The sequence below is a fragment of the Streptomyces roseolilacinus genome (genome assembly GCF_014649335.1).
Taxonomy (GTDB): domain Bacteria; phylum Actinomycetota; class Actinomycetes; order Streptomycetales; family Streptomycetaceae; genus Streptomyces; species Streptomyces roseolilacinus.
In genome coordinates, this window is sequence record NZ_BMSV01000002.1 from 35482 (window position 1) to 48014 (window position 12533).

The 12533-nt window shown below is 74.4% G+C and carries 8 protein-coding genes; 6 read left to right on the forward strand and 2 right to left on the reverse strand.

What is annotated here, in order from left to right; translation table 11 throughout:
• Positions 1 to 123 precede the first annotated feature (123 nt).
• On the reverse strand, positions 124 to 996 hold the full coding sequence (locus tag IE106_RS04455) for an SGNH/GDSL hydrolase family protein (RefSeq protein ID WP_189530053.1): 873 nt from the start codon (positions 994 to 996) through the stop codon (positions 124 to 126).
• A gap of 579 nt (positions 997 to 1575) precedes the next feature.
• Here IE106_RS04455 and IE106_RS04460 point away from each other — a divergent pair.
• Complete coding sequence (locus tag IE106_RS04460) at positions 1576 to 2190, forward strand: TetR/AcrR family transcriptional regulator (protein ID WP_229840024.1); 615 nt, start codon at positions 1576 to 1578, stop codon at positions 2188 to 2190.
• Between the two features lie 154 nt (positions 2191 to 2344).
• Entirely contained in the window at positions 2345 to 3877 is a 1533-nt protein-coding gene (locus tag IE106_RS04465; protein ID WP_229840026.1) for an MDR family MFS transporter, read from the forward strand.
• Between the two features lie 213 nt (positions 3878 to 4090).
• Here the strand turns inward: IE106_RS04465 and IE106_RS04470 are convergent, their stop codons facing one another.
• Entirely contained in the window at positions 4091 to 5584 is a 1494-nt protein-coding gene (locus IE106_RS04470; protein ID WP_229840136.1) for an extracellular catalytic domain type 1 short-chain-length polyhydroxyalkanoate depolymerase, read from the reverse strand.
• Positions 5585 to 6140: 556 nt separating this feature from the next.
• Here IE106_RS04470 and IE106_RS04475 point away from each other — a divergent pair.
• From IE106_RS04475 to IE106_RS04490, 4 genes are all read left to right on the forward strand, one after another.
• On the forward strand, positions 6141 to 7604 hold the full coding sequence (locus IE106_RS04475) for a 3-hydroxybutyrate oligomer hydrolase family protein (protein ID WP_189530060.1): 1464 nt from the start codon (positions 6141 to 6143) through the stop codon (positions 7602 to 7604).
• Positions 7605 to 7902: 298 nt separating this feature from the next.
• Positions 7903 to 9180, forward strand: coding sequence for a glycoside hydrolase family 16 protein (locus IE106_RS04480; protein ID WP_189530062.1), 1278 nt, complete (start codon positions 7903 to 7905; stop codon positions 9178 to 9180).
• A gap of 368 nt (positions 9181 to 9548) precedes the next feature.
• Positions 9549 to 10961, forward strand: coding sequence for a DEAD/DEAH box helicase (locus tag IE106_RS04485; protein WP_189530064.1), 1413 nt, complete (start codon positions 9549 to 9551; stop codon positions 10959 to 10961).
• Positions 10962 to 11393: 432 nt separating this feature from the next.
• Positions 11394 to 12464, forward strand: a complete 1071-nt coding sequence (locus IE106_RS04490; protein ID WP_189530066.1) for a glycoside hydrolase family 43 protein — start codon at positions 11394 to 11396, stop codon at positions 12462 to 12464.
• The last annotated feature ends 69 nt before the right edge of the window (positions 12465 to 12533 follow it).

The window sequence follows — 12533 nt, forward strand, 5'->3', positions numbered from 1 at the left end:
ATTCGACCGAAGGGCGGCACGGGTCGGCAACGGGATAACGACGGAGGCGCACGTGCCCCGGACGGGCCCGGGCCCGCCGGCGCCGGACGCGCCGGCGACCGGTCAGGGCGCGCCGGCGACCGGTCAGGGGGTGGCGGCGAGGACGGCGTCGGCCATCGCCCGCTCACCGGCCGCGTTGGGGTGGAAGGGCGCGGCGGCGTCGGTGACGAGCGGTTCCATCCACCGGGTCCCCGACGGCTTGCAGACGTCGTGGCCGATGGACCTGGTGTAGGTGTCGACGTACACGGCCCCGTGCTCGGCGGCCTGGGTGGCGATCATGGCGTTCAGGCGCTTGTGGGTGTCCCGCAGCCAGGGGGCGTCCTTCCGGGCTATCGAGACGACGGAGGGGCAGTTGGTGCCGTCGTCGGGCAGGATCGCGGGATAGCCGGTGACCAGGATCCTGGCGTGCGGCGCGCGCTGGCGGATGCCGTCGATGGTCGCGGCGATCTTGGGGGCCGTGGCGTCGATGGTGGCGGCGAGCCGATCGGTACCGGTCCAGGTGTAGCTGTTCTTGCACGGTGATCCGAAGGGGTTGAACAGGCCGAGGCTCACACACCGGACGATGATGTCGGCGAAGCCGATGTCGTTGCCGCCGATGGTGAGGGTGACCAGGTCCGTGTCGGTGCTCAGCGCGTCGAACTGCGGGGGCGCGGAGGCGTTCTGGGAGGAGGTCATGTGCACGGTGGTGGCCCCTCCGCAGGTGACGTCCCGGTGGGCGGCGGGGGTCAGCGAGGCGTTCACCAGGGCGGGGTAGTTGCGGCTGGAGCGCGCGCACGCGGAGTCGACCTGGTCCGGCACGCCGGCTGCCGAGGCGAACGAGTCGCCCAGGGCGACGTAGCGGTCGACCGGGGTCTCGGCGCCCGAGGCGGGACCGGCACCGAGGCCGGTCACGGTCAGGGCGGCCGCGGTGGCGGCGACGGCCGCGCGGACGCGGCGGCTCGACGGGGCGAAGCGCATGGCGGTGCCTCTCGTGACGGGGGGCGGGGGCGGGGGTGTCGCCCTCCGGTCGGCGGGAGGCCGGGGGCGGGCGGAGCTGCGGCAGGCGGTCCCGTCCGCCTGCCGTTGCCGCGGGGCACTGCGCGCAGTCACTGGTGCGTACTGACTGGTACGTAATATGTGGCTGGAGTGACGGTCCGTCAAGGTGTCGGACAGCGCGGGCTGGAGACCGCGCCCGCGCTCCGGGACCCACGTGTGAGGCCCGGCCGGTGGCACTCCGCCGTTCCGGCCGATGGCACGGCGGCGCGGCGGCGCGGGTGCGGTGAAGGGCACCCCGGCACCGGGGCGTGCCGTCCCCGCCTCGCGCCGTTCCTGCCCGTGCCCGCGCGCTACCTCGCCGGCACGCCCCCCTCGGCGCCGTCCGCTGCCCCCTCAGCACCGTCCTCCCTCAGCACCGTCCCCCGTCAGCACCGTCCGCCGTCGTGTCGTCTCCCGGTCGGAGGTGCGCCCCGGCGGGGCGGTCGTTCCGGCCGGACCTGCCCGCATCCCCCGCGTCCGTCCGTTTTGCAGACCATGCATTTTTGCATAGTATGCATTTTCGTGACCCCCTCCGACCCGTCCGTCAGCCTGCGCGAGCGCAAGAAGCGTGCGACCCGTGACGCCCTGGCCACCGCCGCGCTGCGGATGGCGGCGGAGCGCGGACTCGACCAGGTGACGGTGGAAGCGGTCACCGCGGAGGTCGGCGTCTCGGTACGGACGTTCTTCAACTACTTCGGCCACCTCGAGGACGCGATCCTCGTCGCCGCCCCCGACAGCACCGCGCGGACCTGCCGCGCGATCGTCGGAGCCCCGCCGGAGCGGTCCACCCTCAGCGTGTTGCGCGAGGCCATCGCCGAGGAGCTGACGCACATCGAGGACGGCCACGACCGGTGGGAGCTGCAGTGCACGGTGCTGGGGAACAGCCCGTCGCTCTTCCCGCGGTTCCTCGCGGCGCGCGGTGCCGACGAGCAGGCGCTGATCGCGGCGGTCGCCGAACGGCTGGACGTGGACGCCCGCACGGACCTGCGCCCGCGGCTGCTCGTCCACACCGCCCTCGCCGCCGTACGGTCCGCCGTCGAGCTCTGGACGGCGACCGGCCGCACCCGGCCGCTCAGGGCCCTCCACGACGAGGCGTTCGCCGAACTCGCCGCGGTCGCCGGAGCGCTGCGCGACTGACGCCGCGCCGGCCCCGCCCCCCTCACCTGCCCGGGGACCCCCGAAGGTCCCCGGTGAACACGTCCTTCCCTCCCGGGGAACCGACCCTCAGAGAACCGAGGTACGCCCACCGATGTCCGCCGCCGAGACGCCTGCCCCCCAGGCGTCCCCGTCCATGACGAAACGCCAGATAGTCCAGGCGATGTCCGGCCTGATGGCCGGAATGTTCGTGGCCATCCTCGCGTCCACCGTCGTCGCCAACGCCCTGCCCCGGATCATCACCGACCTGCGGGGCAGCCAGTCGTCGTACACCTGGGTGGTCACCTCGGAGCTGCTGGCCATGACGGCCACCGTGCCGATCTGGGGCAAGCTGTCCGACCTCTACGACAAGAAGCTGCTCATCCAGCTGTCGCTGGGAATGTTCATCGTCGGCTCGCTCGTCGCCGGCTTCTCGGACAGCGTCACGGTCCTCATCATCAGCCGCGTGGTCCAGGGCATCGGCGCCGGCGGTCTCACCGCGCTCGCCCAGGTCGTGATGGCCTCGATCATCCCGCCGCGTGAACTCGGGCGCTACTCGGGCCTGTTCGGCGCCGTGTTCGCCGTGGGCACCGTCGCCGGGCCGCTGATCGGCGGCGTGATGGTCGACACCTCGTGGCTGGGCTGGCGCTGGTGCTTCTTCATCGGGGTGCCGTTCGCGGTCCTCGCGATCGTGCTGCTCCAGCTCACGCTCGACCTGCCGGTCGTCCGCCGCAAGGCGAAGGTCGACTACCTCGGCGCGTTCCTCATCGTGTCCGGCGTGAGCGCCCTGCTGCTGTGGGTCACGCTCGGCGGCTCCCAGTTCGCCTGGATGTCGTGGCAGACGCTCGCCCTCGTGGCGGGCGGCGCGGTGCTGATCGGCCTGGCCGTCCTCGTCGAGTCGCGGGTCGAGGAACCGATGATCCCGCTGGACATCTTCCGCAACCGGACGGTCTCCCTGACCACCCTGGCCAGCTTCCTCGTCGGTGTGGCGCTGTTCGGCGGCACGGTCTTCCTCTCGCAGTACTTCCAGATCTCCCTCGGCAAGTCCCCGACCGTCGCGGGCCTGATGAGCCTGCCGATGATCCTCGGGATGATGGTGTCGACCACGGTGGCCGGCCAGATCATCACCAAGACCGGCAAGTGGAAGGCCTTCCTGGTCGCCGGCGGCGTGGTCATGACCGCGGGCATGGGCCTGCTGGCCACGATCGGCGCGGACAGCTCGTTCGGGCTCCTCGCCCTCTACATGGTCGTGCTCGGCGTCGGCGTCGGCATGCTGATGCAGAACCTCGTGCTCGCCGCGCAGAACGACGTGCCGGCGACCGAACTGGGCGCGGCCACCTCCGTCCTGTCCTTCTTCCGCAGCCTCGGCGGCGCCGTCGGCACCAGCGCGCTCGGCGCGGTCCTGAGCCACCGGGTGACCGGCGAGATCGAGAAGGGCCTCGGTGGCGCGGCGGCCGGGGACGGCGGCAGCCACGCCATCCCCGACCTCACGGTGCTCCCCGCGCAGGCACGCGAGGTCGTGGAGCAGGCCTACGGCAACGCGACCGCCGACGTCTTCCTCGCCGGCGCGCCCTTCGCGCTGCTGGCCCTGGTGGCCGTGCTGTTCGTCAAGGAGAAGCCGCTCAAGACGCAGAGCGGCCTGGAGCGCCTCGCCGCGGAGAGCGAGAAGCCGCTCACCGCGGCGCACTGAGCCCCCGTCGGAGCCGGAACACCGGCACGCCCCCCGAAGGCCGCCCGGGTACGCACCCGGGCGGCCTTCGCCCGTACCCGGTGAGCGCCCGGTACGCCCGCCCCGCCCCGGCCGCCACGCCCTCGCGGCCCCCGGCACGTCCCACCGGGCCGCCTGCCCGACCAGAGGCCGTCCTCCCGCCCCCCGGGCCGCCCCCACCCCCGCCGGGTTCCCCTAGCGGCCCGGGCCGGGGGCGCGCCGGTGGGGGACGGCGTCGTCCGGGGCCTCGCCGGTGGTCTCCGCCCGGACGGCGCAGCCGGAGTCGGCGATCACGTAGTGGCCGGGCGAGGTCTGCCTGAGCGTGTGCGTGACGAACGTGTTCCACAGCCCCATGGGCTGGTCGGAGCCCTTGGCGTAGGTGTGTCCGCCGCTCTCGCGGGCCCGTCCGGCGACGGTGTGGTCGTAGTTGCTCGCCGTGTGGCACGTGGGCGTGAACCCGGTGGTGGTCGCGGTGACCACCGGGGAGAGCGCTCCCGCGGCGCCCGCGGAGTCGACGGCGGCCACGGAGTAGCCGTACGTCGTGCCGGTGGCCAGACCGGTGTCGGTGTAGGCGGTGGACGTCGTGACGCCCACCTTCGCACCGCCGCGGAAGACGGCGTACGAGGTTGCTTCGGCAACCGCGTTCCAGCGCAGCGCGGCGGTGGTGTCGGTGGTTGCGGTGACCGTCAGCCCCGTGGGGGCGGGCAGTGCCCCGGTGCCCTGGTCGCCGTCGCCGTCACCGCCGTCCAGCCCCCAGAAGAGGGCGGTGTGGTGGCTGGAGCAGATGGCGTCGAGGTAGTAGGCGCCGGTGGTGCCGCACTGCCCGGTGCCGCCGCCGGGATCGACCGCGAGCCCGTGGCCCATCCCGGGGACCGAGTAGACCTCGACGGCGGGCCGGCCGGAGGCGTCGTCGTGGATGCTCAGCGTGGTGCCCCCGGCGAGGCTCCGGGTGCGGGAGGGGGTCTGGCCGACACCCCACACGTCGGTCCACTGGTCACGCAGCTCGGTGGCGTTGGCGGGCCGGACGGTGGTGTCGGCGGTGCCCTGCCAGATCGCCACCCGCGGCCAGGAGGTGGTGCCGGCGGGGGCGGCGGCGCGCACGAGGGCCCCCCACTGGGCCGGGGTCCTGTCCTGCGGGGCGTACATGCAGGAGTAGGCCGCGGCCACGCTGCCGGCGCAGTGCGCGGGCAGCCCGGAGGCGACGGCCCCGCCCGCGAAGACGTCGGGGTACGCGGCGAGCAGGTTCGCGGTCATGGCGCCGCCGGCCGACAGGCCCGTGACGTAGACGCGCCGGGTGTCGCTGCCGTACCGCGAGACCGCCGCGTCGACCATCTGCCTGATCGACAGCGCCTCGCCCCGGTCGCGCGCGCTGTCGCCCGGCTCGAACCAGTTGAAGCAGGAGTTGCCGTTGTTCGCGCTGCTCGTCTGCGGGAAGACCAGCGCGAAGCCGTAGAGGTCGGCGTACTTCGGCCACCCCGAGTGGGCGTGGTAGTCGCCGGCGCTCTGCGTGCAGCCGTGCAGGGCGACCACGAGCGGCGCGCCGGAGGGCAGGGCGTCGGGCGCGTACACGTACATGGACAGGTTGCCGGGGTTGGTGCCGAACCCGGTGACCTGGGTCAGGCCCGCGGCGGACGCCTGCGGGCCCGCCGCCACCGGGGCTACGGCGGACGCCTGCGGGCCCGCCGCCATCAGGCCCGCGGCGGACGCTTGCGGGTCCGCCGCCACCAGGCCGGTGGCGAGGGCGAGGGCGCCTGCCGCGGCGGCGACCCGGCGGCGGACGCCTTCGATGGCGCGGCGGCCCCTCGTGGAGCGGTGCGGTGGACGGTGCTGTCCCATGTCGGCTGCCTCCTGCGGTGGGGGACGCGTTCTCGGTCCGGTGGCGGGGCGGTGCCCGGCTGTCGGCGTGGGGTGCATCATCCGGGCGGCCCGGCCTTGTTGACATGGACGCGGCAAACAGGGCGGGGGGAGGCCCTGTGTGACGGCTGTCCATGGCCCCGCCCGCGACCGGGCGTGTAGGCCGGGAGCCCCGGAGCCCTCGGGCGGCTCCGGTACGCCCCCGGACCCGGGGTGCCGGGAAGGCCGCCGGACGTGCGGCCGGGGGAGACCCGTTCGCGTCGGGCGGGCTTCGATGTGGTGGCCCGCGCCACCGACCGCAGCCGGACGGTGGGTCGCGGACCCATGGGTCAGGGCGCACGCGGCGGCCTAACCTCCCGCGCATCCCCGCAATCGACCCCGGAGGCAGTTGATGCGTCTCTCCCGCGGCTCCACACCACGCTCCTGGAAACGGAGCGTCCCGGCCGCCCTCGCCCTGGCCGCCGTCGTCCTCGCCCCCTCCACGGCCACGGCCACGGCCTCAACCACGGCCACGGCCACGCCCGGTGGCGGCGGCCACTGCGCGCGCCTGGCGCAGGTGCGCGTGCCGGGCGCCGAGCACCAGCGGGCCGCCTGCCTGGACGAGCTGACCACGGCCGGGACGGTCGCCTCCGGCCACACCGACACGGCCGACTGGGCCGGGCTGACCCCGAAGGACCTGGCCGTCCCCAGCGGCGTCCCGGGAATCCAGATCGACGGCTACTTCCCCGACTCCTCCACCACCAACACCAACCACGGCTGGAACCACGACGCCCAGTTCGTCGTCCGCCTGCCGGACCGCTGGAACGGCGGCCTGGTCGTGGCCGGCACCCCCGGCAACCGCGAGCAGTACGCCAACGACCGCGCCATCGCCGACTGGGTCCTCGCCCGCGGCTACGCGTACGCCGCCACCGACAAGGGCAACACCGGCCTCGCCTTCCACCGGGACGGGAAGGCGCCGGGCGACGCCGTCGCCGAGTGGAACCACCGGTTCACCCAGCTCACCAGGGCCGCGCGCGCGGCGGTCGCCCAGCGCTACCTGCGCCCGCCGTCGCGCACCCTGGCGACCGGCATGTCCAACGGCGGCTACCTGGTGCGCTGGCAGTTGGAGAACCGTCCCGAGCTCTACGACGGGGGAGTCGACTGGGAGGGCACCCTGTGGCGCCCCGACGGCCCCACCCTGCTGCACTTCCTGCCCGGGGCGCTGCGCGACCACCCCGTGTACGCCGCGGGCGGCGCGGACGCCGAACGGGCGCGGAACTCCCTGCACGCCGCCGGGTTCCCGGCCGGTTCGGAGTTCCTCTGGCCGTTCCACCACCGGGTCTACTGGGATCTGACCCAGCGCGTCTACCGCGAGGAGTTCGACCCCGGCTACGACGGCGCGCTGGAGGCCGGCACGCCGTACTGCGCGCCGGGCACCCCGGCCTGCGACGCCGACTACGACTACGCGGCGCGCCCCGAGGAGGTCAGGCGGGCCGTGCGGAAGGTCGCGCTCACCGGCAGGATCGGCAAGCCGCTGGTCACCCTGCACGGCACCCTCGACGTCCTGCTCCCGATCAGCCGGGTCTCGGACGTCTACGCCCGCATGGTGGAGGACGCCGGCCGCGGTCACCTCCACCGCTACTACCGGATCGAGGGCGGCACCCACACCGACGCCCTCGTCGACGCCTTCCCGGACAAGCTGCGTCCGCTCACGCCCTGCCACCGCTCGGCGTTCACCGCGCTGGAGGACTGGCTCGTCGCGGGACACCGGCCCCCCGCCTCCCGCACCGTCGTACCACCCGCCGGGGCGGACGCCGCGGACCTCCTGACCCGCTGTCCCCTCGGCGGGCGGACCTCCGGGCGCTCCTCGTCCTGACCCCTGCCCGGACGCGACGCGCGCCCCTGGTACGGGACGGCCGGCCGTCCCGTACCAGGAGCGCGGACCCGCCCGCCGGGGCGCGGGGCGGGCGGTGGTCTTCACGGGGTCCGGTCCAGACCAGGCCCTTGACAGGTCCAGAGTTCACTTCTTAAATCACGTAGTGAATTAAGCCCTGCCCCCAGCGAGTCACCCCCCACCCCGGTCGGCGCGGCGTCATCGGGCCCCGTGTGCCCCCATCTATGTCATGTCCATGTCGTACCGGGTCTTCCTCGTCACGCTCCCCGAAGGGAGAGTCATGGATTCCCCGCGCCTGACCCGACGCCTGCTGCTGCCCCTCACCCTGGTCCTCGCCCTCGCGTCGCTGACCACCGGACCGGCCCGGAGCGCCCCCGCGCACCCCGCGGAACCCTCCGCACGCGGCGCCGCGGTCTCACCGGCCGCCGTCACGTTCTCCGACGAGTTCGACGGGCCGGCGGGCTCCGCCGTCGACGGCGGGAAGTGGCAGACCGAAACCGGCGACAACGTCTCCAACCACGAGCGGCAGTACTACACCGCCGGCAACCGCAACGCCGCCCTCGACGGCCGGGGACACCTGGTCATCACCGCCCGCCGCGAGAACCCCGGCAACTACCAGTGCTGGTACGGGCGGTGCGAGTACACCTCCGCCCGGCTGAACACGGCCGGCAGGTTCACCACCACGTACGGCCGCGTCGAGGCCCGGATGAAGGTCCCGCGCGGGCAGGGCATGTGGCCCGCGTTCTGGATGCTCGGCAACGACATCGGCCAGGTCGGCTGGCCCGCCTCCGGCGAGATCGACGTCATGGAGAACGTGGGCTTCGAACCCTCCACTGTCCACGGCACCCTCCACGGCCCCGGCTACTCCGGCTCCGGCGGCATCGGCGCCGGGTACACCCTGCCCGGCGGCCAGGCGTTCGCCGACGCCTTCCACACCTTCGCCGTCGACTGGAGCCCGAACGCGATCACCTGGTCCGTCGACGGCACCGTCTACCAGCGACGCACCCCCGCCGACCTCGGCGGACGCCAGTGGGTCTTCGACAAGCCCTTCTTCCTGATCCTCAACCTCGCGGTCGGCGGCTACTGGCCCGGCGACCCCGACGGCAGCACGGTCTTCCCCCAGCAGCTCCTCGTCGACTACGTCCGGGTCAGCACGAACACCGGACAACCGGGCGGCGGCGGTCCCATCACCGGCGTCGGCGGCAAGTGCGTGGACGTGGCCGGCGGGAACACCGCCAACGGCACGGCCGTACAGCTCCACGACTGCAACGGCACCGCCGCGCAGCGGTGGACGGTCGGCGCCGACGGGACGATCCGCGCGCTCGGCAAGTGCCTGGACGTGGCGTCGGGCGGCACGGCCGACGGGACACCGGTGCAGCTGTGGGACTGCAACGGCACCGCCGCGCAGCAGTGGGCGGTCCCGGCCGCCCGCGACGTGGTCAACCCGCAGGCGGACAAGTGCCTGGACGCCACGGGCGGCAGCTCCGCCAACGGCACCCGGCTGCAGATCTGGACGTGCACCGGAGCCGTCCACCAGAAGTGGACCGTGACCCGGTGACCACGGGACTTCCGCACCACCCCCGGCCACACCCGGGGGCGCGCCCGGCCCGCCGCCCGGCCGGCCGCGCCCGGTCCCGCGCCGCCGCCCGCGCCGACCTCCGCCCGGGCGTCCCCCGGTGGCCGCGGGGCCCCGGCCGGCACCACGTCCCGCCCACCGGCTGACTCCCCTCCCGCCACCCCGCTCGCGCGGGCCCCGCCCGTGCGGCGCCTCCCCGCCGGCCGGCCCGGGAGGGAGGCGGACACCGGCGGCGGAGGGCTCCCGGGCCCCGCTGGTAAAATGGGACGCACGCTTCGACACCGCCGGGGCCCGTACCGAGAGGTACGGGCCCCGGCGCGTTCCGGGCGCCAGATCGAGGAAGGTTCCCCATGAACGCGAAGCCGCCCGCCCCCGGACTCCCCCGCCCCGACGAGCCGCGGGAGAGCGCGCCACACGACGGGCACTCGACGCCGCGGACGGCCGCGGACCTGCCGCCGGCCGGGTCCTTCGACGCACTCGGGCTGCCGCCGGAGCTGACGACGGCGATGGCCGACCTCGGGGTGAGGGAGCCCTTCCCGATCCAGGCGGCCACCCTGCCCGAGGCGCTCGCCGGGCGCGACGTCCTCGGCCGCGCGCGGACCGGCTCCGGCAAGACGCTCGCCTTCGGGCTGGCGCTGCTCGTCCGGACGGCAGGCCGACGGGCGGACGCGAAACGGCCGCTCGCCCTGGTCCTGGTCCCGACCCGGGAACTCGCCCAGCAGGTGGGCGACGCGTTGGCACCGTACGCGCAGGTGCTGGGCGTACGGCTGGCGACGGTGGTCGGCGGGCTGTCGATCAACCGGCAGTCGGCGCTGCTGCGGGCCGGCGCCGACGTGGTCATCGCGACACCGGGCCGGCTGGTCGACCTCGTGTCACGCCGGGACTGCCACCTGGACCGGGTGCGGATCACCGTGCTGGACGAGGCGGACCAGATGTGCGACCTGGGGTTCCTGCCGCAGGTCTCGGAGATCCTGGGCCAAGTCCGCCCCGACGGGCAGCGGCTGCTGTTCTCCGCCACGCTCGACCGCGCCGTCGACCAGTTGGTGCGGGACTGGCTGGACGACCCCCTGCTCGTCTCGGTCGACCGGGCGGAGGGCTCGGTCGCCACGATGGAGCACCACGTGCTGAACGTCCACCCCGCCGACAAGTACGCGACCGCCACCGAGATCGCCGCACGCGACGGCCGGGTGCTGATGTTCCTGGACACCAAGGCGGGCGTGGACCGGTTCACCCGGCACCTGCGGGCCAGCGGTGTGCGGGCCGCCGCCCTGCACAGCGGGAAGTCGCAGCCGCAGCGCACGCACACGCTCGCCCAGTTCAAAGAGGGCGAGATCACCGTACTGGTGGCCACCAACGTGGCGGCGCGGGGCATCCACGTCGAGGCGCTCGACCTCGTCGTCAACGTCGACCCGCCGGCCGACGCCAAGGACTACCTGCACCGCGGCGGGCGCACCGCGCGCGCCGGGCAGTCAGGGAACGTGGTCACCCTGGTCACCCCCGGCCAGCGGCGCGACGTGAACCGGATGATGTCCGACGCCGGGATCCGGCCGACCGTCACCCAGGTGCGCTCCGGCGAGGAGAGGCTGACCGCCCTCACCGGGGCGAAGCGCCCGCCCGCCGAGGCGAGGGCCACCGGCGGCAACGCCCCCTTCCGCGGCCTGGGCACCCGCCCCGGCCGCCCCGCGAAGGAGTCCCGCAAGGCCGCCGAGGCCCGCAGGACGGCGGAGGCCCGCGCGGCGGCCCGGGTGCGCAAGGGCCGCTGACCTCCTGCGCGCCCCCCGGCCGCCGACTCGGTGCGCCGTCCCCCTCCGGAACCGGGCCACGCCGGTGACCCTGCCGCCCCCGATCGCCGAAGGTGTCGAAGGACCCGGCGGTCACCGGGCCGTGTCCCGCTCCGGGACACGGCGCGATGGTGGCGGGGGAGCGGGCACCGTCGGCCCCGACGAGCCCCGGTACGCCGTCGGCCCCGACGAGCCCCGGTACGCCGTCGGCCCTGACGAGCCCCGGTACGCCGTCGGCATGGTGAGGGAGCGCTCTCCCGGCCGGGGCGGCTCCCCGGTACACCATCAGGGGACACGACGGCCGAATCCGCCTCCCGCGACCCCCCGCGGTGCCATCCTGGCCGGACGCCGTCCTCGCCCCGGGAGCCGCCTCCGGCCGGGCGTCGGGACGGGGGCCGATCAGGGAAGGGGACCATGAGGCTCTCTCGTTGTCTTTCCACCGCCGTCGCCTTCGTGGCGTGCGGTGTCCTCGCCGTCACGACGGCGTTGTCGTCCGCCGGGCCGGCCCGGGCGGACCAGACCGGCCTGCGGGCCGCGGACCCGAGCGTGCTCCGGGTCGGCGGTACGTACGTCTCGGTGCAGTCCACCGGTGACGGCATCGTCGTGCGGCAGGCCCCGTCGACGGCCGCGCTGGCCTCCGCGCCCGCCCGGCAGGTCTGGACGGGCACCCCCGACCTCGGTGGGGTGTGGGCCCCGGAGATCGTGCGGGACGGCGGCCGCTACCACATCTACTTCTCGGCCGGCGGCGGCCCGGACCGCCGGATGTACGTGATCAGCTCCACCGAACCGGACAGCGGCTACACGGCCGCGACGAAACTGGCCCTGCCCGACGACAAGTGGGCCATCGACGGAACGCTGTTCACCTTCGAGGGGCAGCGCTGGTTCGTCTGGTCCGGCTGGGCCGGGGACACCGACGTCGAGCAGAACCTCTACATCGCCCGGATGAGCAGCCCGACCACGCCGACCGGGGCGCGGTACGTCATCTCGCAACCGCGGGAGCCCTGGGAGCGGGTGGTCGGCAACCCCTACATCAACGAGGGCCCGCAGCCCATCAGGGACCCCGACGGGCAGCTGCACGTCGTGTACTCCGCCAACGGCAGCTGGAGCGACCAGTACTGCCTGGCGGATCTGCGGTTGCGGGCCGGGGGCGACCCGACGCACGTGTGGGACTGGTACAAGTCCAACGGCTGCCTGTTCGGCTCCCACCGGGCGACGATGATGGCCGGCTGGGACCCGACGCTGCACGTCGACGGGCCCGGCCACCACAGTTTCGTCCTGCTCGACGGTGACATCGGCACCAGCCCGCCCGCCGGTCCGAGGTTCCCGCTGATGTTCCACGCGGTGCCCAAGGGGACGCCGTACGCGTGGGAGAACCGGTACTGGTACACCGGCACGTTCTGCTGGTGGGGCGGGACCACCTACCGCCGCGCCAACGTGCCCGGCCCCCACACCGACACCGGCTGGAGCCTCAAGTTCTTCGAATGACGACGACGTGCGCCGCGGGCGGCCGCGTGAGCGGCGCCCGCGGCCGTTCCCGGGGCCGTGCCCCGGCCG